Genomic DNA, 26,018 nt, shown 5'->3' with positions numbered 1-26,018 from the left:
CTATTAATGAATAGAAGTGTATTTAGTTGAGTGATCAGCGGGATGAAAAAGGTTTTTAAAAAGCAATTTATCTGATGTACGTATTCTTATATGCTTTAGAAGCGTTTTCCTTCCAACGACATTCATCATCATGATTCTAGGAACAGGTGGCGATTGTATGCAAAGTTTTTAGTAGAACAATTCCCTATACTTGAAACAAACAAGCGTTAAAATAAGTCATTGGTATTATACAAAGTCAGGATTTTCTTATAAAATAGGTATATATGAATCATTTAATATGTTAATTTATTTGTTGTGAAACTTTTTTTGGAGTGTGCTTTCTTCTACACAATCATTTTCTATGGTAAAATACTCTAAAATACTATGTTATTGCTATAGAAAATCTTTATCTTTATTTAACAATAAAATTTTTGTTGGATTTCTTATAAAGGTATATAATTTAAAATAGGAAACTAAATTTAGAAGATTGTCTGGAAGCAAGAGGATTGAAAGTAGAGGTCTTATATGGAGAAATTATTATCGATAATCATTCCTGTATACAATAAAGAAAAATTCTTAAAGAATTGTGTTAACTCCATTATCAATATTAATTTTGATAAAGAGAAAGTAGAAGCCATTTTTGTAGATGATTGCTCAACAGATTTATCTGTTGATATTTTGAAAGAATTTCAAAAACAACATTCATTTATAAAATTAATTCAATTAAGTAAGAACTCAGGCAGTCCTTCCTTACCGCGAAATGTAGGAATTTCAGAAGCAAAAGGAAAGTTTATAACACTTCTTGATGCAGATGATTGGCTAGATAAAGAGGGCTTTCCGAAATTATTACTTCAAGCAGAAAAAAATGATGCCGATATAGCTTTTGGTCTACTAGTAAAACATACAGATCATGCAATCAAAAAAGGAGCAAGGTTTACTTCCTTCGAAGAAAAAAATAGGTTAATTCCATATGAAATAGACAAAATTTTTAGATCTGTAGGTCCGCCTGCAAAAATCTTTAAAAAATCGATTGTGGACAATCATCAAATTGAGTTTAAACATATGAAGTATGGAGAAGATAAATTATTCTTTATTGAACTCATCTCTAAATGCAAAACAGCGTCTATGAATACAATTCCTGTATACCATATTAATCGATATAAATTTAATCAATCTCTTGTTGGAGAGACAAGTATACTTGAAAAAACAGAATATAATTTAAAAGTACTAGAAGCAGTCTTGAAATTAGACATCCCAAAACAAGCAGCATATAATGCCATAAATAGAATTATTGAGCTTGATTTTTTAATTAGACTTTTTAAGAGAAAACGATTTATCATAAGTGAAGAAAAAAATAAATATTATGAACTCTTTTTCCGTTTAGTTAAATTAATGAAAAGAAATGGATTGAATATTGAGGATTTTATTCAATGTGATAAACTTTCTCTTTTGTTTCAACTTATTTCAAATCAAGAAGAAGAACAATTGTTAGATTATCTTCTTATCTTAACAAATGAAGGAGCAGCTAATAAATATATAGAAGATAATAAGGTTTATTATACTTTGCCGCCTTCAATCTCATATGATAAACGAATATGTGAACCTTTTTTTGCAGTATATGATGGAACTAAAAGAGTAGATGGGGAAATGTATGAAACCGTCCGTATTTATTGTGATTCACAGAAGCTTGTAAATAAAGTGTTATTAGTTGAACTAGGTAACGATTTAAATGAAAAAGAAGTACCAACAATTATAAAAGACAATATAGTTTATATTAAATTGAACGACCTCAATAAAATTGATTATGACTATAATATTGTCATAATATATGATCGTTATAATCCTGTCATAGTTAATGCAACATACCCTAGTGCGAATCCATTACATCAATTAAATAGGCAAAAATTCAAAATTGAATTTATACAAGAAAAAAATCATAAAAATATAAATCTTGACCTTTATCTAAACAAAGCACCTGTATCAGTTGTTACAACTACAAAGATTAAAGTTTATGATGATCGTGATTTTAAACACTTTATAGGGCATGAAATTGAAAAGGGACAACTTTTAAAAATTAAAGATATTACCTATAGTAAAAAAGGTACTCCTAGATTAATTTTAAATACGAATCAATTTATTACAGCTAATAAAAAGTTTATACAAGAAATAGAATTGGATCAGTTAGTGAATTACATTACTGACATTCCGCGAAGAGTAAAAATATTAAAAAAATGCAATTTGTATGAAACTAAAAACTTTAAAAAAGATCCTATTTCTGTTTTGAAAAAAAACGATTTAATTGAAGTACACTCTATAGAATTTACAAAGAATTTAATCCCGAGACTCAAAACATCAGAAGGTTTATATCTAACAGCAAATAAAGAATTTGTGAATCAAGTTATTGAATAAAGATAAAAGGCTATAAGTAAAAAACTTATACTCTAAGATTGTAGAGAACTCATGTTTTTCTACAATCTTTTTTATTTGTTAACTTTTGTATGAAGAATTAAAGTATTTAAAAAGGTCTATTACCTGCTTAGTCTCGCTAAGCAGGTGTGTGGTAATCTGACTCTTAGCTGAATTTCGCACACTGGCATTTTGTTTTCCTGTCAATCAGTAGTAGTGAAGTCTTTCTTTTCATCGACATTCATCGTCAGTATTCTACCAACAGGGAGCGATCGTATGAGAACTATTCAAAGTTTATTACGAAAAAGAAATTTCATATAGTTGGTTATTTTAATCTATTCTTATAAGTTGAAATCAAATATCCAGATAAAGAGTCCAAATCTTCGGCATCATTGAAAGTAAAACCTTCCCATTGCGGAATATCACTCATTAGGATATAGGAATGAGGATGACTAGCGCTTGCTGGCCATTCTCGCTTCTGTTTGAAGGAGCGAAAAAAATTGAAAGATATCGAGACAGAACCGTTCTCATTTGCAAGTATGCAGCAGGCAGCTCCTGTTCATATTCCAGAAAGACAATTCATGCCATCACACGACGGCACAAGCCTTGCGTATTATCCGTTTTTAGCAGAAAAAAAGAACGTGGCAAATGTCATTTTGATCCATGGCGGAGGCGCTCACAGCCTAGCTGGTTACGAGCATATCGCCGATACGCTGCAACATGATTTTCATGTGAATACGTTTTTAATCGATTTAAGAGGTCACGGCCATTCGGAAGGGAAAAAGGGTGATACACCTAGTGTCACAGATGTGTGGCACGATATTTCGCAGTTTGTGGATACGGTCAAACAGCAGCATAAAGGAGCCGTTTATCTCTGCGGTCATTCATCTGGAGCGGGATTACTGCTAAACTACCTATCTTGGCCGAAAAAAAGAGAAGTAGACGGTTACTTTTTTATTGCCCCTGAATTTGGCTATCAATCAGGCACTTCGAGCCCTAATCAAATCCCTTTTGCAACCGTTCAAGTATGGAAATTCGTTCTGTCTGCCATGACAAAAGGATTGCTGATGAGTCATTCTGAAGCCGTTCGTTTTCACTATCCAATATGGGCAGTCGAGCAGGATCCGCTTTTGTTGACAGCCATCACCGTCAATCTAGCACTTGCCTTAACCCCATCTGCACCTAAAAAACAATTTGCGATGATGGATCGGCCATATGCGATGTTAGTAGGAAGTGAGGATGAGCTGTATGATATAGAAAAATTTCCTGCCTATCATGAACTGCCCGATGAAACGATCAGAAAACAATCAGTCTATCAAGTGCTGGATGGACACACCCATTTGTCGGTGTTACTAGAAGCGGGAAAACGGATTGGAAGGGGCATCCAAATATGGAATCGTTCTATTTAGTATGAACAACTAGTCAACACTCTCCCTTTTTCTTAAAAATTTACATTGACACCATCCTTTTCTATGATAAAATCATAGTGTGATAATGAGAATCGTTATCAAACGATATGACTACATATAGAATGGATAGGTGAGGTACATGTTCAAAAAATCTTTTTGGTCGCTATTAGTTGTGCTCTCCATCGTTTTACTTGCAGCTTGCGGCAGCAATAGCAGTGAAGGCAAGTCAGATAGTAAAGAGAAAACGAGAACCGTTGAAAGCGCTATCGGTTCAACTGAAATTAAAGGATCGCCTAAACGTGTGGTGACGCTGTACCAAGGAGCAACAGATGCAGCAGTCGCGATGGGCATTAAACCAGTGGGTGTTGTAGAATCTTGGCTTGAGGCACCTACGTATAAATATTTAAGAGATGACTTAAAGGATGTCAAAATTGTTGGGCAGGAAATACAGCCAAACTTAGAGGAAATTGAAAAGCTTAACCCAGATTTGATCATTGCATCAAAAGTCCGCCATGAGCAAATTTTTGATCAGCTGAAAGAAATCGCTCCAACTGTTGCAACAGAAACAGTGTTCACATTTAAAGATACAGTGAAATTAATGGGTGAAGCGTTAAATCAGCAAGACAAGTCAAAAGAATTGCTAACGAAGTGGGATGACCGCGTCGCTGACTTCAAAGAAAAAGCGAAAAAAGACATCAAAAACTGGCCAATGAGTGTGTCTGTAGTGAACTTCCGTGCAGATCATGCTAGAATCTATCAAACTGGATTTGCAGGGTCAATCTTAACAGAGCTAGGCTTTGAAGGACCTAAGAATGTCAAAGATAAAAAGCAAGACATCATTACACTGACAGACAAAGAGAGCATTCCGCAAATGGATGCAGATGTGATCTATTACTTCATGGATGATCAAGATAAAGCCGTTGAAAAAGCATATAAAGAGTGGACGAGTCATCCTTTATGGAAGCAGCTTGACGCAGTGAAAACGAAACAAGTGCATAAAGTCGATGAAATCACTTGGAACATGGGCGGCGGTATTATTGCTGCAAACATGATGCTTGATGATATTGATGATCGTCTCGGAATTGATAAATAAGGATAACAGAGGAGAAAATGTGAAAAACCATTTTCTCCTTTTTCCATAACAGATTGAAAGCGGGAATCAGATGAGAAGTTTATTAAAAAAGGATTCGAGCAAGGCGCTGCTGTTTGCTGGATTCGTCGTATTGATGGTGGTCTTTTTTATACTCAGCATTTCTCTTGGGCAAACCTCGATTTCCCTCAAAGCCACCATCCATGCGTTTCTTCATTTTGATGAATCGGATCCAAACAGTGTCATTGTCATGACATCCAGATTATCAAGAGCTTTAATTGCAACAGTTGTTGGATCAAGTCTAGCCATTTCAGGTGCACTGATGCAGGCATTAACGAGAAATCCGCTTGCAGCGCCAGATTTGTTAGGAATTAATGCAGGTGGACTATTTTTTATCGTCATTTCGATTGTTTTCTTTTCAACAGAGTCATTAACAGGCTATATGTGGACAGCCTTTTTAGGTGCGGCAATTGCAGGGATGCTCGTTTTTCTCTTGGGCTCCATTGGAAGAGATGGATTGACACCGGTCAAAATTGTCCTTGCAGGTGCGGCGATATCTGCACTGTTTGCGTCCTTTACACAAGGTCTTTTAATCGTGAATGAACAGTCGATTCAAAGCATCCTGTTTTGGATGGCGGGTTCAGTGTCTGGAAGAAGCATTGATATGCTGCTGCCTGTTTTGCCTTATATTTTAGGTGCGACAGTTGTGGCGCTGCTTCTTGGACGCTCCATCAATGTCCTTTTGTCAGGAGATGATATTGCAAAGGGGCTTGGTCAGCGTACGCTGGTGCTAAAAATCACGATGGGGGTTCTCGTCGTCTTTTTAGCGGGTGGTTCCGTCGCTGTCGCAGGATCGATTGGGTTTGTTGGTTTTCTAGTGCCGCATATTGTGAAAAAGCTTGTCGGACCTGACCACCGCTGGGTACTGCCGTATTGTGCCGTAGTGGGGGCGTCGCTTTTACTTGTCGCAGACCTTGCGGCTCGTTTTCTGATCATGCCGCAGGAAGTACCGATTGGTGTCATGACGGCGGTAGCAGGAGCGCCTCTATTTGTTTATCTCGTGCGCAAGGGGTTGAAGACAGGTGGCTAAAACATATACAGTGCGTTCAAAGGGCGGGCGCATTTCATTTCAATTTTCAAAGCGGACGTTTTTGATTTTACTTTTATTGACGGCCATTGCTTTTGGGTTATTTATTCTCAGTCTCTGTATGGGCAGCCGATTTATTTCGCCTGTGGATGTGCTTCTTCATATAATCGGTCAGGGAGAGGGAAACACCTTTGTGCTCAATACACTGAGGATTCCAAGAACACTGCTGGCTGTCTTAGTGGGGGCCGCGCTTGCGGTATCAGGGCTTATTTTGCAAGGTTTAATTCGCAATCCGCTTGCATCGCCTGACATCATTGGGATTACGAGTGGTGCTTCGTTCGGTGCGATTATGTTTATTGTTTTTTGGATGGGCACTGTGCCTATTGCGTATCAATCCTTATGGGCGATTGCAGTGGCTTTTGCTGTCTCTTGTCTGATTTATTTGCTTTCATGGAAAAAAGGGGTTAAGCCGATTACACTTGTCCTAATGGGAATTGGGATTTCTGCCATTATGAAGGCGTGTGTGACATTTACTCTTGTTCTTAGTGATACGATGACGACGACAAAGTCATATATCTGGCTGACGGGCAGTTTATATGGTTCTACGATGAAGGACGTCACGTCGATGCTTCCTTGGATCATGATCATTTTACCGATTGTCATGGTGTTAGCAAGAACGATGAATGTGAAGGAGCTTGGAGATGATCTCGCAACAGGTCTCGGGGTGAAAGTGCAGGCAAAACGGTTATTCTTTCTGCTGATGAGTGTGACATTGGCGGGGATTGCCGTTGCTTTTGCTGGCGGTATTGAATTTGTTGGACTCATGGCGCCGCATGTTGCACGGATGATCATCGGCCGTTCGTTCATTGCGCTGGTCCCGGCATCTGCGCTTGTTGGAAGTATTCTCGTGATGCTCGCAGATTTAGTTGCTAGAACGGCTTTTCTACCGTTAGATGTACCTGCAGGTGTATTCACGGCCGCAATTGGGGCACCGTTCTTTATTTATTTGTTATACCAGCAGAGAAATCGATAAACAAAAGATGGAGGTTTTGATATGAGGCCAGAGTGGGTTGAGAGAGAATTACTTGATTTCGGGGTACACATCACAAATGAACCAATGACATCTGATCGCACACTTGCTGCGCTTTTTTCAGAAGCATCTGTCCTGCGTTTATTAGAGGCTGAAAAGGAAGCTATGCATGCACCGAATGTAGCTGTAGCGGCGTCGATGTTTTCAAAGCGTTATGCTTACTTAGCCGTCAGTTCCTCTTTGTACATGATGACGCTGTATGACGGTGTCTATCAGTTTCCACCGGAGGCATGTGTCTTTAGAGAGGATCGGAAAATTGAAATTGATGAGTCATTGTGTTCGTTTGTTCCATTAGAAGGAGATCGATATGAATGGAGAGAGCAGGTTGTGCATGCGCTGTTTACGGAGTGTGTCACACCTCTTTTAGATGTACTGAAGCGTACGTCAAGACTTCCGTATACCATTTTGTGGGAGAATATAGCGGTTCGTATCAATTCTCTTTATCGCAGCATGATGCGGGAGGCTGAAGACCCTGCGGTGAAGCAGCGCGTGCGGGAGGATTATCTGTATTTGAAGCAAGCAGCTGGTGATGTATTCGGAGCAAAACAAAATCCATTTCATCACAGCTTAAACTTAGATGACAGTTTACTAGAAACATCCAACCGAAAGACTTGCTGTATGTATTATAAGCTCGAGAAAAAATCGGAGAGTCTCGATTATTGTCTTGTCTGTCCGCTAAAATAAAAAAACACCTTATACTGAAGGTTTTTCAGCGTGTAGACAAACCCTCGCATTCGTTGTCAGGTCTGCGCGCTGGTGCTCGCCCTTCCTAGGGCTGCAAAGGTTTTCTATCAAGCTGAAAAGAAGAAAAAGGGCTAAAATCAAGATCATTTTAGCCCTTTGTCAACAATCTGAAACACCTTATACTGAAGGTGTTTTTTTATTGGTTAAATAGTTAGGTGTAAAATTAAATAAAGTTTTTATGTTATTTCATCACCTCATATTTTATGAAAGGAACTCATATGAAAAAAATTATAATATGTATCATTTTTATGATGACAATCATCGTTGGCTTGTTTTTTATTCAACCACTTAAAAACCAAATTTCTTTTCTTACAGTAAAAAATACAAATCTGACTGAATTAAAGGTAGGACATTTGAAGTTGGGGTTGAAAAAGGAAAAAAGTAGTGAAAATGAATGGATGAAAACTTCAAATTCAAATTATTTTAAAGTGAATAGAAGAAAAGAAATAGTGGCAATTTCTTTAGAAAATAATCAAAGTAATATAAACAACACAATAAATATTCATTCAACTAAGAAAGATATATATGATTATTTTGGTGAAAATACATACCGTAGAGACGATGATCAAGGATATAACATAATAGGTTATAAGGATTCGGAGCATGATATCAAAATAGAATTTTTCTACTTAGATAAAAATTTAGAGAGAATAATCATTAGTGAATTTAAGGAATAACGAAATATCCAGAATGTTTAGGAGTGGTGTAGTCATTTTATTTTAAAAGGCACTGCTTGTTCGTAGCAGTGCCTTTCTTTTTTATTCCCAAATCTCACTTGCCCATTCTGGGTGATCGATAAAGGGATTGCGGTTGTTCTGGTATGTTTGATAAATGATCTCGTTGCGGTTCTGTTCGATTTGATCGACAGGATCTTGTTTGTGCCACTTGAGAAGTACGGACATTTTGCCGTGAAGAGGGGCGCTACCATTATTCACTTTGTCGTTTAATTCTAAATCTGGAAAGCGGTCATCTCCTTCGTACCGCACCGCCATATAAAAGAGAATTCTTGCCACATCCCCTTTCACCCGGCTATGAGGTTCGAATGAGTCGCTATCGTAGAAGTTGCCCGGCGCTCCCTTATATTCATTTCCGCCCAGATCAAAATCTAAATTTCCTCGTGTGCTATTCGTTTGCACGTCTGTTGCTCGCAGATGATGGAGATCTGTACCTGGGCCCTGGCTTGTCCCAAAATTGCCGTGTGACTTAGCCCAGACATGCTCCCGGTTCCACTGGCCAACATTTCCGCCATTCGCTTGCTTTGAGCGAGAGACACCGCTATAGAGCAAGAGCACGTTGTTTGGATTTTTTGGATCTTCATCTGTTTTCTTTAAGGCATCCCAAACTTGGCTGTAGGATAGCTGCTTATGATGATCAATAATATCGTGTAAAGCTTTCTTTAAAGCGGGTCCTGATTTGCCATTAGCAGATTGATAATAGGAATCGATTTGACTTGCAGCGGCTATTTTTGCTTGTTGTGCAGATGTTTCGTTTTGAAGCTGTAACGGGGAAAATGTGATGGTTTGGCTCGGTTCATTCAGAGTAAAGCTTTGAGCATTCGCAGCTTGCGGCAGTGGGGCGGCTAACGTACCGAATATCATGATTCCGGCAGCCACAGTTCCAAATAAGGTTCTCTTCATTCGATTTCCTCCTTGATAGGGAATGTATTCTCTTTATTTCTATCATAATGCCAGAAAGAAATAAATGGATTTATCGTAAATTTTATGTAATGAGTTCATAGGAAAAGAGATTGCTATTTTATCAGCATTACTGTATAAGTGGGCATATAGGATGACAGCAAGGGAAAGGATGGATAACGTGAAAGAACTGCAAATACCTTCAAGAACGATTATGACACCAGGACCTGTTGAAGTAGATCCCAGGGTGCTCCGTGTAATGAGTACGCCCATTCTCGGTCAATTTGATCCAGCATTTACACATATTATGAATGAGACGATGACCTTATTGCGGTCCCTTTTCCAAACAGAAAATGAATGGGCTTTTCCAATTGACGGCACGTCTCGTTCAGGGCTTGAAGCTGTGCTTGCCAGTGTTATTGAGCCGGGAGATTCAATGCTTGTGCCTGTTTTTGGCCGGTTCGGTCATCTTCTCATTGAAATAGGACAGCGCTATGGTGCTGAGGTACATACAATGGAATGTGAATGGGGAACCGTTTTTGACCCTAGCGATATCATTCAGGAAATGAAGCAGATCAGGCCTAAAATCGTTGCGATGGTCCATGGTGAAACATCCACCGGACGAATGCAGCCGCTTGAGCAAATTGGTGAAGCGTGCCGAGCACTGGATGCATTGTTCATTGTAGACGCTGTAGCAACCATTGGCGGGGTCCAGGTGAAAGTGGACGAATGGAAGATTGATGCGGCAATTGGTGGTACGCAGAAGTGCTTGTCAGTTCCATCAGGTATGTCACCTATCACGTATAATGAACGGGTGGCAGCTGTCGTTGAATCGAGAAAGAAAGTGGAAAAGGGAATTGCGACTCAGGATGAATTGCAAGAGCAAATGGATATTTCTCCAATTAAAAGCAATTACTTTGATCTCAGCCAGCTCCAGGATTATTGGAGCCCTAGGCGATTAAATCATCATACAGAAGCGACAACGATGCTCTATGCACTTCGTGAAGGGGTTCGTGTTGTGCTGGAAGAAGGTCTGTCTGAGCGTTTCCAAAGGCACGCATTTCACGAGAAAGCCTTGATGAAAGGCCTTGAAGCGATGGGACTTGAATTGTTCGGTGATCCACATTGTAAAATGCCAGTTGTGACATGTATTGAAATTCCAAGTGGTATGGATGGAGAAGCGGTACGTGCCGATCTGCTTAAGCATTTTGGTATTGAAATTGCCAGCTCCTTTGGACCGCTAGCCGGACGTATATGGAGAATTGGCACAATGGGCTATAGTTGCCGAAAAGAAAATGTGCTGTTTGTGTTAGCAGGGCTGGAAGCAATTCTAATCAAACACGGTGCATCTATCCATTGCGGCGCAGGGCTTCAGGCGGCTCTTTCTATCTATGAACAAGATGAATAAAGTCAGACGGATACTCGCTATTTGCGGGTATTTTTTTATTTGGAAAAGAAAACTAAATTTTGAAAAACTAGACTTATAGACAGTGATATCGCTATACTGAAGAAGTTCTGATCATTTTTGTCATCATTTTCATTTATTTTGCAGAAAGAGGTTTTTTGATATGAAGAAAATGGGCAGATTATATATTTTGATGCTCAATATTTTTATTGCCATGCTTGGCTTTGGCCTCATTGTCCCTGTCATGCCAAGTTACATTGAAGCCTTTGGCGCAACTGGAAAAACACTCGGTTTTCTTGTCGCTGCAACTGGTCTTACACAGTTTGCTTTATCGCCGGTTGCAGGCGCATTGACCGATCGATTTGGACGTAGAAAATTGATCATTGCCGGAATTGCCGGCTTTACCATTGCCCAGTTTATTTTTGCATTTGCAGATCAGCTTTGGATGCTGTTTGTGTCTCGGTTTTTAGGTGGTGCAGCCGGGGCTTTACTCATGCCAGCCATGTTTGCATACATCGCTGATATCACAAGTGAGAAGGATCGAGGGAAAGGAATGGGGCTATTTAGTGCAGCAATGACGTTAGGCTTTGTTATTGGACCAGGCGTAGGCGGCTATTTGGTCGAGTACGGAATCGCTTTTCCTTTTCTCATTGCAGGTTCCTTTGCAGCTCTTTCTACCCTATTATCCATCCTGTTTTTACCTGAAACATTAACAAAGGAAAAGCAGGAAGAAGCACGGTTAAACAAAGACATTCATTTCAACCCGTTTGTACAAATGATGCAAGCTTTAAAGACATCGTACGGTTTTTTGTTTATATTGGCGTTTGTCCTCAATTTTGGCATCATTCATTTTGAATCGATTTTTGGCTTATATGTAGACCAAAAACATGGATTTACACCGAAGGATATTGCGTTTGTGATTACGGTTGCGGGTCTTGCTGGCGTGCTTGTCCAAGGTGCGTTGGTGAATGCCTGTGTGAAACGATTTGGTGAAATGCGCGTCGTACGTTATGCACTGCTTGGAGCGGCTTTGATGCTCATCGTCTGCCGTGTTGCGCCGTCCTTTTGGCTGATCTTTGCAGGCTCTATTTTATTTTTGTCGGCTACTTCATTTGTTCGTCCAGCCCTCAATACATTGCTGTCCAAAATGGCAGGTAATCAGCAAGGAGTAGCGGGCGGCCTCAATACATCCTTTATGAGCCTTGCCAATATTGTCGGACCGAGCCTTGCGGGGATTTTATTTGATGTGAATATCGAGTTTCCTTTTATGCTCGGAACACTGGTGCTTTGCATAAGCTTCATTGCATCCATCGTGTGGGGAAAAAAAGTGCAGCATCCTTCTGCAATTTCTTAAAATTCAATTATAAAAAACCGATCAGCACAGATGGATCGGTTTTTTTATAATGGTCATCACCTTTTATATGTCACGACAGGTGATTTTTCTTTATGAAGTGCACGAATCATGGCATCATCTACATGCAAATGCTCTTTCACTAATTGAGGAGGGGTTAAGGCCATCCACTGGTTCAACGAAATATCTGCAAAGCGATCACTTTTAAAAATTTCTAAAAACCAAAGGCTCGTTTGGCCGATATTTTGGATGTAATGTCCCATACCAAAAGGAACATATCCGACATCACCTGCTCTGTAATTAAAGGTGCGGGCAGTGCCCCCGGCTCCAAAGACCGTCATTTTGGCTGTACCGGTTAAATAGTATTGCCACTCATCATTATTAGGGTGCCAGTGCATTTCTCTCATGCCGCCAGGCTTTACTTCAACAAGCGCAGCTGCAATGGTTTTTGAAACCGGGAAATTTCGTGAATCGACGATGCGGACAGTTCCACCAGAGGTCGTCAGCGGTTTTTGGCGAAGCAGCTGGTACGTAAATGACGGCTCGATACTTCCGTATGGATCAGATACCGTTTGGCTTTCTAATGATGCTGGCGGAGAGCCTTGAAACATGTAGCGCTGCTTATTCGGAATATCATCAAACAGCTTCTCAGGAACGCCAAAATTGTCGGAGAGAATGTTTTTCGGTGTATGGGCAAACCAGTCTGTGATGGTGAACGTATCAAATTCAGAAAAAGCGCCATCATCAAAGACTAAAAGAAATTCACACCCGTCCTCAAGTCCTTGAATGGAGTGCGGAATACCTGGGGGGAAATACCATAAATCTCCTTCTGCTACATCAGCGATCATATTTCGCCCTTCTGCATCTACAGAGGTGATGCGGGCTTTTCCTAAAATCATATACGCCCATTCAGCCTGTTTATGCCAATGAAGCTCTCGCACTCCGCCTCGAGTCAGCCGCATGTTGACACCCGCAATCGTTGTGGAAACAGGCAGCTCTCGCTTCGTAATTTCTCTCGACCAGCCGCCATGATTCAAATGCATATGTGTATCGGAATATGAAAATTTCAAATTGGGAATGGTTCCGGCATCTGTTTTAGGTGGAACAAGCATATCTGGGTTCTCAATATCTCGAAGGACGTCCCGCGGGCCTAGATCGGTGGCACCAGCGCCATCCTCTCGAATTGGCTGCGGGATGTGACGCAGCTCATCATCCATTTCTCTTCCCTCCTTGTGTATCACTTTTCTCCTCCAAACTATATGAAGCTTCGGAAGAAAACATTCAATCAGGATGGGGTGAAAGAAGCATCTGAATACGTAATGCTAAGCGCAGCCTTAATGTGGTTTCAGGGTCTTTTAAGCTGATCCGAAGCAGCTCCTCACACTTCTCCAATCGATAAATGACCGTGTTGCGATGAATATACAAACGTTTTGCTGTTTCTGAAATGTGGCAATGCGTTTCTAAATAGACAGATAAGGTGTGGAGGAGATTTTGACCGGCTTCATATAACGGGTGAAGGTGCATCTGGTGAAACGTGACTAAGTCCTTTCTTGGAATAAGCTTTAATAAATCTGGCACATCCTTTGCCTGATAGAACTGAATATATTCCGACTGCGCCGAGAGATGTCCGGCTTGAAGCGCTTCTAATGCTTCACTATAGCCCTCAGACAGATGGGTGATGCGACAACTAGTCAAGCTCGCGCCAAAGGAAATGGTGTGATTTACTTGAATGCTAACGAGCATCTGCAGCTGTTTCAAAAAAGAAAGGAGCCTTTCACTCATCTCTGACCAACTGCTCGTCTCTTCCATTAATACAATGCCCATATCACCTTTGACAAATAAAAAGGAAGGGAAAGGAGAGCTTGGAAGTGCGCTGTCGAGCAGATCAACGACTTGTTCTAACATCAGTTGCTGCTTCAAAAAATGAGTGGTCTCATGATACTGATCAAGCTGACAGATCATACATAGATAGCTGCTATCTACATTTAATCCAAACGCCTTCGCAATGTATGCAGCGTCTTGCTGAGAATACGATGAACCCTCTATCCATCTGCGAAACCCTTCATTTCTAGCACGCTTGGCCGTTTGCTGGGCAGTATATTGTCTCATTCGCGCAATCGAGATTTCGTGTACTGCTTGGTCAATGATGACTTGCAGTGTTTCATCCAGCGGAAGAATGAAGGAAGGGATGACCACATACTCGCATGTTTGTTCGGTTAGATCAATCGGAAAGACAGAAAAGGTTTGCTTCGTATCTATTATCGAAAAATAATGAGGTGTCCTGCTTTGGAAAAAGGGGAGAATGCGTATCCAATCTGGGCTCGTGATGTGCGAGTTGCAGAGAAGACGCCCATGCTGGTTACACAAATAGACAGGCTTGTGAATCTTTTCGGCGATTTTTTGCAATGCTTCAAACTGGTTATCGTCTATGTTCATATCCACTAAGTCTCCTTTATTGAGAACTTAAGTTCTTGGTGAAGATGAATAAATAAATGGACAATCACTGTTCACTTCTCTGATATATATTATGTTATCAGCTCACATCATTTTAGATAGAATGTTGTCAACTAATATGACAAACAGAACTCATAATAAAATCACATACCATCAGTCATCTTCATTCAGAATTACCGGCAAATATGATATGTTGTAGACAGAAGAATTTCTTTCAGAAATATGGGTATCCCAAGAGAAAAAGGCTTTCATGTGAGGAAGCCGTCTATACATGAAAGTGGCAAGAGGTGAGAAACATGATTTATATCGGATTAACTGGCTGGGGTGACCATGACAGTCTTTATCCGCCGAAAATCGGCAGCGCGCAAAAGCTGTTTCACTATTCATCTACGTTTCCCATTGTGGAGCTGGATGCCAGCTTTTATGCAGTTCAGCCTGAACGTAATCATGAAAAGTGGATCAAGGATACGCCAGATACCTTTCAGTTTGTCGTGAAAGCATATCAAGGAATGACTGGTCATCAGAGGGGCGAAATTCCGTTTACTTCGAAGGAAGAGATGTTTGACGCATTTATCCTTTCATTGACTCCGCTCATTCGTGAAGGGAAACTAGCCATGGTTCTATTTCAATTTCCACCATGGTTTGATTGCAAAAAAGAGCACGTCCTTTATTTAAGATGGTGTAAAGAGAAGATGGGGGACATTCCATGTGCCCTCGAATTCCGTAACCGCACATGGTTCTCAGATGAATTTTATGAGCAGACCTTGTCCTTTATGGAAAAAGAAGGCTGGATTCATTCTGTCTGTGATGAGCCGCAAGTTGGAGAAGGCTCCATTCCGCCAGTCATACAAGCTACGCACCGTGATAAAACTTTGGTCCGTTTTCATGGAAGAAATAAACAGGGCTGGCTTCACCCAGCAGATCATGAAAATTGGCGTGAAGTGCGATACTTATATTTATATAATGAAGCTGAATTAAAAGAGTGGAAAAAGAATCTCGACATCCTGCATCAGCAATCAAAAGATGTCTATGTCGTGTTTAATAATAACTCCGGCGGAGATGCAGCGACGAATGGCCAGCAGATGATTGATTTGCTGGATATTACGTATTCAAGCCTTTCTCCGAAGCAGTTAGATTTATTTAGTTAAATGAGAGCTGCGGCTTTCAATTTGAATGAGACGGTTCAGTGACAACTTGAGGGAGAGATCAACATGCTGCAGAAGCTATGGTTATATCATACAAACGATTTGCACAGCCACTTTGAGAACTGGCCAAAAATCGCAGCTTATATTGAGGAAAAGCGTCAAGTTCACGATCAGATGCTCTTGTTTGATATTGGCGATCATATGGACCGAGTGAACCTTGTGTCAGAAGCTGATTATGGAAAGGTAAACGTCAAGCTTCTCAATCAACTTGGCTATGATGGGGTCACGATTGGGAATAATGAAGGCATTACGCTGCCTCATGATCAGCTCGATCAATTGTACGAGCATGCACAATTTCCAGTGATCCTGTCTAATTTATTTGAGAAAGGCAAAAGGCCAGCGTGGGCAAAGCCTTATCATATAATCCAAATGGAAAACGGACTGAAAATATGTCTCTTAGGCGTGACCATTGCGTATACACCTGTCTATGAAAAGCTGGGCTGGGAGATGACAGATCCGTTTGACAGCATACGGGACATGCTGCAGGAAGTGAAGGGACAAGCGGATATCATTGTGCTCTTATCCCATCTTGGTATCATCCATGATCGGGAGGTCGCCCGTGATTTTCCAGACATCGATATTATCCTAGGCTCACACACGCATCATTTGTTAGAACAGGGTGAAATGGACAATGGGGTACTGCTTGCATGCGCTGAAAAGTATGGGCATTATATTGGCTGTGTCGAGCTGACCATTGACACAGCGAGCAAAGAGTTAATCGAGAAAAAAGCAACGGTGCAGTCAGTGGATCAGCTGATCAGTCAATCAGATGAAGCGATCACTACCTTACAGCAAGCAGAGAGAAGAGCGAAAGCCCTCATGCAGGAGAAAGTAACAGCGATTGAATCAAGGCTAGAAACGAAATGGTTTGATGAATCCCCGCTTCCGCAGCTCTTAACAGATGCTATTAAAGATTGGTGCGGGGCAGATATCGGCATGATGAATGCAGGCATGGTGCTTGATTCATTAGAGGCAGGAATCGTGACAAGAGAAGAAGTCCATCGAATCTGCCCGCATCCCATTAACCCAATTAGGGTGACGCTTTCCGGTCAACAGCTCATTGAAACCGTTCGGCGTGCATGTGAAGAAAAAATTGAACAGCTACGCATCAAGGGCTTTGGCTTTAGAGGTGAACTGATGGGGAAAATGTTGTATAGCGGCCTCACTTATACAGTAGAAGAAGGCGGAACCAAACGGGTAAAGGATGTTTTTGTACACGATCAATTGATCAGAAAAGACGCCTTATATACGGTTGGCACAGTCGATATGTATACATTAGGCTCTCTATTTCCTCATATCCGTGACCATGAACACATTGAATATTTCATGCCGGAATTTTTACGTGATGTGCTTACTTGGCGCCTGAAGGAAGCCACATGAAATCCGCTTTAGCCTAACAACACTCGCCCTCTTGTCACATAGATTGTGATGAGAGGAGTGAAGGGATTTGGTGAATTTAACACCTATAACAATCGATGGACATTCCTTTACAGCCGTCACCGTCAAACTGCCGAAAACGAATTTTATGGCAGTGACAAATGAACATGGATATATCATGTGCGGTGCACTGGATGTCGGGCTCTTAAATGAAAAGCTTGCAGATAGAGGCATTATCGCAGGGAGAGCAGTTGGTGTGAGAACGATTGAGCAATTGCTTGATGCCCCTTTAGAATCTGTGACATACGCTGCAGAAGCGTTAGGCATTACAGCTGGAACCATTGGAAGAGACGCCTTATTAAAAATGGTCAAATAAAATGGAGAGATGATTCCTATCCCCCCGCCTGTCTGCATACACTTGTAGTGGAGAAGGGGGGATTTTTTATTGAGAATGAACCGCCGCTATCGCCCCTATAAAAAGGGCCCTTTGCCATTCCGATACGTCATGCTGCTTGCCATCTTATTCTTTGTACTCTCAACCGTCATTAGTCTATTTTTTATTAACCGCTCCATTAAACCAACCCTTATTCACATTGCTGAACTAGAAACAGAACGTATCGCCAATCATCTGATTCAATATTCCGTCCAAGACTTTGCAGAAGATCAGGAGAATATGAAGGATATGGTGGTCATGAATACAAGTGAGAACGGAAAAGTAACGACCATCGATTTTAATGCGCAGGCAACATCGAAAGCAATGGCTGACCTGTCACGTCATCTTCAAAAAAATTTAGAGGACATTGAAAAGGGGAACTTTCAAAAAGAGGCAAAAGAAGCATTAAAGGATCAAACAGATGGACATGATGGCATTATATATAACATTCCGCTTGGGCAAGCGTCCGGAAATGCACTCATCGCCAACCTAGGACCAAAAGTGCCTGTACGGTTTAGTGTCATTGGTGATCCGCATACGGACGTTGAAAAAAACATTAAGCCTTATGGCATCAACAATGCCTTGATTGATATTAGTGTTCTAATCGAGGTCAAGGTGAGAGTCATTATCCCGTTTGCATCTGAAACAATCGTGGTCAAAAACTCAGTTCCCGTCTCCATCCAAGCCGTTCAAGGAGACGTACCAGATTATTACAATGGCAGCGGAACGAACTCAGGCGCTCCATCGATTGTTCTCCCAGAGAAAAAGGAGAAGAAAGAATAACAGCCCAAGGAATGGGAACTGACCCCATAAGATGAGACAAATAAAAAACACCTTCAAGTTTGAAAATGGATCGTTGTGATCCGAAATAAAACATGGAGGTGTTTTTTCTATGGGGACAAGAGTGAGTTATCCGGTTGAAGTCAAACAGAAGGCTGTAGAAATGAGATTGGCAGGCGTACCTATGAAAGAGATCATGCAGAAATTGAATATCAAGAATAAGACGCAGGTTCAGACATGGGTGAGGTGGCATAAGGCTGGGGATACACACCGGTTCGAACAGCCTGTTGGAAAACAATATACCTATGGAAAGGGTCCCGAGTACTCTTCCGAATTAGAGAGACTGCAGGCAGAAAATCGCTATTTGAGTCAACAGAATGAAGTTTTAAAAAAGTACAACGAATTGGAAAGGAAGTTGATAAGGAAACGTCAATCAAACTGGTAGAAGAATTGTGCAAAACGATGACGGTACAGGACATCTGTGTCCATTTAGGCATCTTACGTACTTCGTATTATAGATGGAAAAAGGATCTGACTCAGAATCATTCTAAAAGACAACTAGAGAAACAGGTCGGCACGTTGTGCCGAAAGCACAAATATCGATATGGTTATCGAAAAATCACAGCTATACTAAAAAGGAGAATGCGTATTAACCATAAAACTGTTCAACGCATCATGCAGAAAAACCAGTGGCAATGCCGGGTTAAAATGAAAAAGCGTAAGAAGAATGGGCAGCCCTATGCCGTGGCCAGTAATATACTGGATCGGAACTTTCAGTCTGATCGCCCTCTTGAAAAACTAGTAACGGACATCACGTATTTGCCTTATGGACAGAAACAATTGTACCTTTCCAGTATATTGGATTTATATAATGGAGAAGTGATTGCTTTTACGATTGGTGATAAGCAGGACACAGACTTTATCTTAAACACACTTAATCAGCTCCCAGCACTGCCTGAGAATTGCGTGTTACATAGCGATCAAGGTTCTGTGTATACATCTTACGAGTATCAGAAAGCTGTTCATATAAAAGGCATTACCATGAGCATGTCCCGTAAAGGGACGCCCGCTGATAATGCCTCCATCGAATCGTTTCATTCCTCACTAAAGTCTGAAACGTTCTATCTTAACAGGATTGACCGCACTACGACCAGCATCGTAGAACGCACTGTCAAAGAATACATTTATTATTATAACAACATCCGTATTCAAACGAAACTAAACAACCAATCACCGATAAACTATCGGCAATTGGCTGTATAAAGGTGTTTTGATCCCTGTCTCAAAAACGGGGGTCAGTCCCAATGATTGGGCTGTTTTTTATTTGCGTTTCCGCTCAGCTCTTTCCCACGCCCTTAAATGAGGGTATGGATCAAAAGACCATTCAGTTCTGCCATTGTCTTTATACATGCCATAGTGAAGATGCGGCGGAAATTTTCCTGCTGTGCCTGGAGGGCCATAACCGGAGCTTCCGACAGATCCAATGACCTGTCCGGGTTCAACAATTTGACCTGCTTTGAGTCCTTTTGCAAAGCCATTTAAATGAGCGAAGTAATGATAATGGTTATGAATATCTCTAATCCCAATCCGCCAGCCGCCAAAGCGGTTCCAGCCTTTCATTTCAATCACACCATACGATGTCGCACGAACGGGAAGTCCATAATGGGCAAATAAATCCGTACCCTCATGAATTCTTCTGCCTCCAAATCCTCTTGCATCTCCCCATGTACTCCGGTAGCTGTAGTCAGCTCCGACTGGAAGAGGGAAAGCGTGCTTTCCGAGGTCAAGATGACCATAGTGCTGATATAGCTTCATAAAAGATGAAATGATTCCAACGGTTTGATCTCGTCCATAATAGTCCCATAAAGCAATTTTTAATTGATCAATGCTGTTGCCGTAATGAAGCAAGTATTGAGCAAACGTGAATAATACATCCTCATCGTCATCGCTGTTCGCTTTTCCATCCCCGTTTCCATCAAGTCCAATTCCATCAAACACTTTAATGCTTAAAGGAGAGGTATCCTGCTTATTCGGGTTTTCAGGGCCGATCCACATTTCCCGGGGAATGTAGATACCAATGACGCCTTTTTGTTTCGGTAAATCTCTTCTGCTTTTTCGAATATTGTGCTCATACTGATCAACCGCAGCAAGTACATACCATGGAACCTGTGTCGTGATGGCGACTTTTTCGTATAGTGCCATTCGCTGCTTTAGTACATCTGGCTGCTTGCCTTCCCCTTGTGCATGAACAGGTAAAGGGAGCATTGAAAGAGCGATTATGATGGCTAAAACCACTTTCACAAACGTCCATCTCCTTTCATCAAGCATCGTCTTCTACCGTTTAGTGTGGTTAGATCACCCTATTTCATAAGAAGAAAATGTTAGTAATTTTCTTGTGATTTTTTTAGGAGGCTTTTGGGTATTTTTGCAGCTCATTCCCTTGTTGTTCAATCTGTACTATGTTAAAGTGTCTAAAGAAAAGGCTTTAGGCCGAAGATTCAATTTTTTGCAGCTTCTTAGCTGCATCCATCGTATATAGCAGGAAGATTTTTGTAGATGCACCTTTAACGAATTCATATGGAGATGATGGAATTGGCAAAGAAGGAAGAGCACGTAAGAAAACCGGACTGGCTTAAAATTAAGCTGAATACGAATGAAAACTATACCGGTTTGAAAAAAATGATGCGGGAAAACAACCTGAATACCGTTTGTGAGGAAGCAAAATGTCCGAATATTCATGAATGCTGGGCAGTGAGAAGAACCGCTACATTTATGATCCTTGGATCTGTTTGTACGCGCGCATGCCGTTTCTGTGCGGTGAAAACTGGACTTCCAACTGAGCTAGACCTGCAAGAGCCAGAACGAGTGGCAGATTCAGTGGCTTTGATGAACTTAAAGCATGCTGTCATAACAGCGGTTGCAAGGGATGACCAAAAGGATGGCGGAGCAGGTGTGTTTGCTGAAACCGTTCGTGCCATTAGAAGAAAAAGCCCATTTACGACAATTGAAGTTCTCCCTTCAGATATGGGCGGCAATTACGATAATTTGAAGACGTTAATGGACACACGTCCTGACATTTTAAATCACAATATTGAAACAGTTCGCAGATTAACGCCAAGGGTTCGTGCGCGTGCTACATATGATCGTTCATTAGAATTCTTGCGCCGTGCAAAAGAAATGCAGCCCGACATTCCAACGAAATCAAGCATTATGATTGGACTCGGTGAAACGAAGGAAGAAATCATTGAAGTTATGGATGATCTTCTTGCTAACAACGTCGATATTATGGCGATTGGTCAGTATTTACAGCCTTCGAAAAAACATCTAAAAGTTCAAAAATACTATCATCCAGATGAGTTTGCAGAGCTGAAAGAAATTGCGATGTCAAAAGGCTTTAGCCATTGTGAAGCTGGACCGCTTGTGCGCTCTTCCTACCATGCAGATGAACAAGTAAACGAAGCGTCTAAAAAGCGTCAGGCGCAAGCATAACAAAGAAAACGCCAGAGATCTCTGGCGTTTTTTCTCGTGTTAATTTTGGCCGTAAGGGGCGTTTCTTCTCATGGTACGGTCGGAATTCGTCATACCATTTGCATCTTCTTTCGTAGAAATATCTCCACCTTGAGGAGAATATTTCATTTGTTGAATTGTTTTGGTTAAGATTTGATCAAAATCACGTGAATTGGTTTGAAGACGTGAAAAGTTGGTAATGGATTGAAAGTGCTCTGGATTATCAGAGACGTATACATGATAATAACGAGGGAGAACAGAAACCGCCGTTTTCTTTACTTGATCGGCAGATTCATCCCGGTTTTTGTTGCCTGTTCGATACACAATCAGTGCATCCTCATCTGTCACAAGTGTGGCTGCATCTTTGATGTTTGGCAGCTGCACAGTTAAACTTGTAATAACGTGGGCAAGATGCTCGCGATTTAAAGCAGGTGTTCTTTCTTTCTGATCTGTTACTTGCTGGCGCTGATAACGAACATACCCTGCTCTGTTTGTGTCTGCTTCCGGCATGTTGGAATTATTTCCTTCATGACGATCCGACAGACGGATGGTTTTACTTGGAGAATCTTCATCCACTTGCCGGTTCATACCTGATTGAAAGCCGCACCCGCCTAAAAGCATGCTGAGGAGAATCGCGGCTGTCAGTTGTTTCTTCATAAATGTGACCTCCTTTTTTCTTTAGCTTCGGCTAAAACGGAAAAAACATGCTTTAGCAATTGATGGAGTTCTTCCAATGAATTATCATTAAAGATGGATCGTTTAAAAAGAGGTGAGAAGATGATCGTCATTCAAAATGCTACTTTTGATCTTGTAAGAGATATTAAAGACGGTTTTGATGAAGAAGCGTTTAAAGCAAGGTACTCAGATATTTTAAATAAGTACGATTATATTGTGGGGGACTGGGGCTACAATCAGCTGAGATTGAAGGGGTTCTTTGATGACCAAAACCAAAAGGCCACATTTGATACAAAAATCAGCACACTCGATGAATACATTTATGAATACTGTAATTTTGGCTGTGCCTATTTTGTCTTAAAACGAATCAGAAAATAACGCAAAGGGGAGCGTCATGATGTATTTCGTAGACAGGAAAAAAATTGAAGAGACATTACGTTTTTTCGAGGAGCAATATGAGTTGATGCGCAGTCATCAAACATGGACAAGTCCACTAGAGAAAAAAGCGCTGGAACGAATTGTTCATTTGCTCGTCGAATGTATTCTTGATACAGGAAATGACATGATTGATGGCTTTATTATGCGTGATCCAGGAAGCTATGATGACATCATGGATATTCTTGTTGATGAAAAGGTTGTACCAGAAGAGGAAGGCAGTCAGTTGAAAAAGCTTGTCTCGTGCCGTAAAACACTTGTACAGCAATACCAAGAAGTGGTTCATCACGACTTGCTGCAGGTGATCAGCGAGGTTGAGCATGCGCTACAGGTTTTCCCAAACCGCATCCGTACCTACTTAGAGCAGGAGCTTGGCCCAGTATCAGCATTTAAATAAACCATTGGAGATGTGAGCATCATGAAATACAAAGGCTATTTAATTGATTTAGACGGGACGATGTATAAAGGAACAGAAAAGATTGAAGAAGCAGGTCAATTTGTTCAAAAGTTAAATGAGCTAAACATTCCCTACTTGTTTGTCACGAATAACTCGTCACGCACGCCAAAGCAGGTAGCAGAAAAACTTGTTTCATTCAATATCCCAGCAACAGAAGAACAAGTCTTTACAACAAGTATGGCAACAGCCAATTATATTGCAGAACAAAAGAAAGACGCGTCTGTTTACGTCATCGGTGAAGAAGGAATCAAGCAGGCCATTGAAGAAAAAGGGCTGACGTTTGGTCAGGAAGACGCTGATTTCGTTGTTGTTGGAATTGACCGCAACATTACATATGAAAAATTCGCAGTCGGTGCGATTGCCATCCGTCAAGGCGCACAATTTGTTTCAACAAATGGAGACATTGCTATTCCAACAGAAAGAGGGCTTTTGCCAGGCAACGGCTCGTTAACATCTGTATTGACCGTTACCACTACGGTCCAGCCAACATTTATCGGGAAGCCAGAATCCATCATCATGGAACAAGCCATGCGGGTGCTCGGGACCGATGTGTCTGAGACGCTCATGGTGGGCGATAACTATGATACGGATATTATGGCAGGGATGAATGCAGGAATGGACACATTACTCGTTCATACAGGCGTGACAACAAAAGAGCTGCTTCAGAAATATGACAAACAGCCAACCTATGTCATTGATTCATTATCAGAGTGGATTGAGCGATGATCATAAAAAAAGAGGACAAGCGTTATGCGCGCGTCCTCTTTTTTGCTTTATTCCACATTTCTCGCACTATGTGCCAGCCTGCTTGATGCTGCAGCAGCAATGGCGCCGACAATGTCATCTAAAAAGGTGTGGCACTCTCCTGTGGATTTATCGTTGAGTGTCCCGAGAATTCCTGGTTTTTCTTTATCGATATATCCGTAATTCGTAAAGCCGATCGAACCATAAATATTGACGATAGCAAACGATAAAATTTCATCAACACCATACAGGCTTTCGTCTGTTTCTAGAATAGACTGAAGCGGCTCGGTCAGTTTTTTTTGCTCGGCGAGTACGTCTAGTTCGATGCCTGTTAATATCGCATTTTGGACTTCTCGTTTTGCGATGACACGCTCCACATTGTGGATGCATTCTGACATGTCTAAGCCAGGATGATATTTTTCCTGTAAAAAGTAGACAAGGTCTGCTATATCTTGAATGGATACGCCTCGTTCTTGTAAACGACGTCTTGCTGTTTTTTCTACTTCGTTCATCTCATGATGATGCGGCATATATTCCTCACCCAATCCTCGTAATTTGTCCACAACGTGTAAAAAGCTTCGGATAGTAAATAGTATTCATAAATCCCTCAACCTGCGACTACGATATGATAAGAGATCGATCATATGAACGCAGGTGAAAACATGAAAGAAACCATTTATCACACATTTGGTATTGATGTGCGTCAACTTATGCCATATGGCAGTTATCAGAGCTTTCAAACGTCGGAGGCTCTCTTTATCATTGTTCCTGTGTCTCATTTGCGAGAAGAAGAACTCACAGAGCTGTTTCATATCAGTCAGTATTTACTGAATGCCGGAGACCCATACGTCGCTGTGTTTGAATTAACAAATGAAGAGAAGCCCACCTTTACTCATGGAAAGGAGCTTTATGCTTTACTAAAGGCAGCACCGCCGATCTCAAGCCGCTCGTTTCAACAGGCGTCAGAGCTGGCGGCCTTTCATGTCAGGGGAAGAGGATTTCCATATGAGGTGTCTGAAACAAAACGTGTGGGAGCCTGGAAGGAATTGTGGGCAAAACGGTTAGATCAGCTTGAAGGCTTTTGGATGCAGCAAATGCACCAAAAACCACTGGAACGGTTTGAAAAAAAATTCATCGAATCCTTTCCGTATTATCTAGGATTAACGGAAAACGCCATTCAATATTTAGTGGATACTGAGCTGGATGATGAACCGAAAGAATGCGACTCAGGCACTGTCTGCCACCAGCGTTTTTCGCGGAGGACGTGGCCGCATGAGCAGCCGCTTCGTTTACCTGTAGATTGGGTCTTTGATCATCCAACCCGGGATATTGCTGAATACTTAAGAGAAACCTTTGTCCAGCATAAGGAAGATTTAATTGAAGAGGGTTTTTCCTTTCTTCAGCAATATGAGCAGGTGACACCACTTTCTTCTTTTTCTAAGCGTTTGTTATACAGCCGCTTGTTGTTCCCGCTTCATTATTTTGAAATTGTGGAAGGCTACTACATGTCGGGAGAAACTGAAAAATCATATTATGAAGAACGGCTAGATTACGTCTTAAATGATGCCAATCGCTATGAATACTTTCTAAAGGTCTTTCAAGAAATGAGTGCCATGCGAAGCGGCGGGAGCCTCATTCCACCTGTTGGCTGGATCACAGGTCCACTGATTTGAAGTTTCAGTGAACAGATGAAACGTCTCTTTTCTCTGGAGGCGTTTTTCGTTATGCTTAAAGAAATCAATCAAAGGAGTGTTCT

25 protein-coding genes are annotated in these 26,018 nt (G+C 41.2%); 19 read left to right on the top strand and 6 right to left on the bottom strand.

What is annotated here, in order from left to right:
- Positions 1-504 precede the first annotated feature (504 nt).
- The 7 genes from MKY18_RS14965 to MKY18_RS14935 all read left to right on the top strand — a co-directional run bounded on the left by MKY18_RS14965 (position 505) and on the right by MKY18_RS14935 (position 8,482).
- Positions 505-2,388 carry a glycosyltransferase family 2 protein gene (locus tag MKY18_RS14965; protein ID WP_065098067.1) on the top strand — a complete coding sequence of 628 codons (1,884 nt, stop codon included), beginning with the start codon at positions 505-507 and terminating at the stop codon, positions 2,386-2,388.
- 497 nt (positions 2,389-2,885) lie between these two features.
- The gene (locus tag MKY18_RS14960) at positions 2,886-3,794 is read left to right on the top strand and encodes an alpha/beta fold hydrolase (RefSeq protein WP_231129510.1); all 909 of its coding nucleotides are present in this window, start codon (positions 2,886-2,888) and stop codon (positions 3,792-3,794) included.
- Between the two features lie 139 nt (positions 3,795-3,933).
- Positions 3,934-4,887: an iron-siderophore ABC transporter substrate-binding protein gene (locus tag MKY18_RS14955; RefSeq protein WP_106067266.1), complete on the top strand. Its 954-nt coding sequence runs from the start codon at positions 3,934-3,936 to the stop codon at positions 4,885-4,887.
- A 70-nt stretch (positions 4,888-4,957) separates the two neighbouring features.
- Positions 4,958-5,974: an iron ABC transporter permease gene (locus MKY18_RS14950; RefSeq protein ID WP_065098069.1), complete on the top strand. Its 1,017-nt coding sequence runs from the start codon at positions 4,958-4,960 to the stop codon at positions 5,972-5,974.
- Positions 5,967-7,004, top strand: a complete 1,038-nt coding sequence (locus MKY18_RS14945) for an iron ABC transporter permease (RefSeq protein ID WP_342497559.1) — start codon at positions 5,967-5,969, stop codon at positions 7,002-7,004. Before MKY18_RS14950 ends, MKY18_RS14945 begins: the two co-directional genes overlap by 8 nt.
- Before the next feature lie 21 nt (positions 7,005-7,025).
- On the top strand, positions 7,026-7,745 hold the full coding sequence (locus tag MKY18_RS14940) for an IucA/IucC family C-terminal-domain containing protein (RefSeq protein ID WP_106067265.1): 720 nt from the start codon (positions 7,026-7,028) through the stop codon (positions 7,743-7,745).
- A 278-nt stretch (positions 7,746-8,023) separates the two neighbouring features.
- Positions 8,024-8,482, top strand: coding sequence for a hypothetical protein (locus tag MKY18_RS14935; protein WP_044140863.1), 459 nt, complete (start codon positions 8,024-8,026; stop codon positions 8,480-8,482).
- Between the two features lie 81 nt (positions 8,483-8,563).
- Here MKY18_RS14935 and MKY18_RS14930 read toward each other — a convergent pair whose 3' ends face one another.
- Entirely contained in the window at positions 8,564-9,442 is an 879-nt protein-coding gene (locus MKY18_RS14930) for an endonuclease (RefSeq protein ID WP_065098071.1), read from the bottom strand.
- 169 nt (positions 9,443-9,611) lie between these two features.
- Here MKY18_RS14930 and MKY18_RS14925 point away from each other — a divergent pair, with 169 nt between their 5' ends.
- Together MKY18_RS14925 and MKY18_RS14920 are read left to right on the top strand one after the other, a co-directional pair.
- Positions 9,612-10,847 (top strand): alanine--glyoxylate aminotransferase family protein, encoded by a 1,236-nt coding sequence (locus MKY18_RS14925; protein ID WP_065098096.1) that lies wholly within the window; start codon positions 9,612-9,614, stop codon positions 10,845-10,847.
- 160 nt (positions 10,848-11,007) lie between these two features.
- Positions 11,008-12,198: an MFS transporter gene (locus tag MKY18_RS14920; RefSeq protein ID WP_065098072.1), complete on the top strand. Its 1,191-nt coding sequence runs from the start codon at positions 11,008-11,010 to the stop codon at positions 12,196-12,198.
- Positions 12,199-12,254: 56 nt separating this feature from the next.
- On the opposite strand, the gene MKY18_RS14915 is transcribed toward MKY18_RS14920, so the two are convergent.
- On the bottom strand, positions 12,255-13,412 hold the full coding sequence (locus tag MKY18_RS14915) for an oxalate decarboxylase family bicupin (RefSeq protein WP_185106789.1): 1,158 nt from the start codon (positions 13,410-13,412) through the stop codon (positions 12,255-12,257).
- A gap of 64 nt (positions 13,413-13,476) precedes the next feature.
- The gene (locus MKY18_RS14910) at positions 13,477-14,631 is read right to left on the bottom strand and encodes a helix-turn-helix domain-containing protein (RefSeq protein ID WP_342497558.1); all 1,155 of its coding nucleotides are present in this window, start codon (positions 14,629-14,631) and stop codon (positions 13,477-13,479) included.
- A gap of 314 nt (positions 14,632-14,945) precedes the next feature.
- Here MKY18_RS14910 and MKY18_RS14905 point away from each other — a divergent pair, with 314 nt between their 5' ends.
- The 5 genes from MKY18_RS14905 to MKY18_RS14885 all read left to right on the top strand — a co-directional run bounded on the left by MKY18_RS14905 (position 14,946) and on the right by MKY18_RS14885 (position 19,707).
- Positions 14,946-15,797: a DUF72 domain-containing protein gene (locus tag MKY18_RS14905; RefSeq protein ID WP_106067262.1), complete on the top strand. Its 852-nt coding sequence runs from the start codon at positions 14,946-14,948 to the stop codon at positions 15,795-15,797.
- Positions 15,798-15,860: 63 nt separating this feature from the next.
- Positions 15,861-17,234: a bifunctional UDP-sugar hydrolase/5'-nucleotidase gene (locus MKY18_RS14900; RefSeq protein WP_065098075.1), complete on the top strand. Its 1,374-nt coding sequence runs from the start codon at positions 15,861-15,863 to the stop codon at positions 17,232-17,234.
- Between the two features lie 67 nt (positions 17,235-17,301).
- The gene (locus tag MKY18_RS14895; protein ID WP_012011159.1) at positions 17,302-17,607 is read left to right on the top strand and encodes a DUF1805 domain-containing protein; all 306 of its coding nucleotides are present in this window, start codon (positions 17,302-17,304) and stop codon (positions 17,605-17,607) included.
- Positions 17,608-17,676: 69 nt separating this feature from the next.
- On the top strand, positions 17,677-18,447 hold the full coding sequence (gene yunB / locus MKY18_RS14890; protein WP_080772989.1) for a sporulation protein YunB: 771 nt from the start codon (positions 17,677-17,679) through the stop codon (positions 18,445-18,447).
- 109 nt (positions 18,448-18,556) lie between these two features.
- Positions 18,557-19,707, top strand: a protein-coding gene (locus MKY18_RS14885; RefSeq protein WP_185108217.1) for an IS3 family transposase whose coding sequence is annotated in 2 segments (ribosomal slippage) — positions 18,557-18,830 and positions 18,830-19,707 — 1,152 coding nt in all. Because the reading frame shifts where the segments join, the coding sequence is not laid out codon by codon here.
- Positions 19,708-19,764: 57 nt separating this feature from the next.
- On the opposite strand, the gene MKY18_RS14880 is transcribed toward MKY18_RS14885, so the two are convergent.
- A complete protein-coding gene (locus MKY18_RS14880) occupies positions 19,765-20,709 on the bottom strand; it encodes a M23 family metallopeptidase (protein ID WP_223252885.1) in 945 nt (314 codons plus the stop codon).
- A 327-nt stretch (positions 20,710-21,036) separates the two neighbouring features.
- Here MKY18_RS14880 and lipA point away from each other — a divergent pair, with 327 nt between their 5' ends.
- Complete coding sequence (gene lipA, locus MKY18_RS14875; protein ID WP_034317455.1) at positions 21,037-21,933, top strand: lipoyl synthase; 897 nt, start codon at positions 21,037-21,039, stop codon at positions 21,931-21,933.
- A 39-nt stretch (positions 21,934-21,972) separates the two neighbouring features.
- Here the strand turns inward: lipA and MKY18_RS14870 are convergent, their stop codons facing one another.
- A complete protein-coding gene (locus tag MKY18_RS14870) occupies positions 21,973-22,608 on the bottom strand; it encodes a YhcN/YlaJ family sporulation lipoprotein (protein ID WP_106067658.1) in 636 nt (211 codons plus the stop codon).
- 120 nt (positions 22,609-22,728) lie between these two features.
- Between MKY18_RS14870 and MKY18_RS14865 the strand changes: the two genes are divergently transcribed.
- Genes MKY18_RS14865 through MKY18_RS14855 form a run of 3 tightly spaced genes read left to right on the top strand, consistent with a single transcriptional unit; the run spans position 22,729 to position 24,244 of the window.
- Complete coding sequence (locus MKY18_RS14865) at positions 22,729-23,004, top strand: YutD family protein (protein ID WP_003213192.1); 276 nt, start codon at positions 22,729-22,731, stop codon at positions 23,002-23,004.
- A 19-nt stretch (positions 23,005-23,023) separates the two neighbouring features.
- Positions 23,024-23,458, top strand: a complete 435-nt coding sequence (locus MKY18_RS14860; protein WP_050944069.1) for a DUF86 domain-containing protein — start codon at positions 23,024-23,026, stop codon at positions 23,456-23,458.
- 18 nt (positions 23,459-23,476) lie between these two features.
- A complete protein-coding gene (locus MKY18_RS14855; RefSeq protein WP_106067673.1) occupies positions 23,477-24,244 on the top strand; it encodes a TIGR01457 family HAD-type hydrolase in 768 nt (255 codons plus the stop codon).
- Between the two features lie 47 nt (positions 24,245-24,291).
- On the opposite strand, the gene MKY18_RS14850 is transcribed toward MKY18_RS14855, so the two are convergent.
- Entirely contained in the window at positions 24,292-24,792 is a 501-nt protein-coding gene (locus tag MKY18_RS14850) for a phosphatidylglycerophosphatase A (protein WP_106067659.1), read from the bottom strand.
- A 132-nt stretch (positions 24,793-24,924) separates the two neighbouring features.
- On the opposite strand from MKY18_RS14850, the gene yutH reads away from it, so the two are divergent.
- Positions 24,925-25,935, top strand: a complete 1,011-nt coding sequence (gene yutH, locus MKY18_RS14845; protein ID WP_065099109.1) for a spore coat putative kinase YutH — start codon at positions 24,925-24,927, stop codon at positions 25,933-25,935.
- The last annotated feature ends 83 nt before the right edge of the window (positions 25,936-26,018 follow it).

This window comes from Bacillus sp. FSL R7-0672, assembly GCF_038601465.1.
Taxonomy (GTDB): Bacteria; Bacillota; Bacilli; order Bacillales; family Bacillaceae; genus Bacillus; species Bacillus pumilus.
This window is presented reverse-complemented; position numbering and strand designations above follow the sequence as displayed.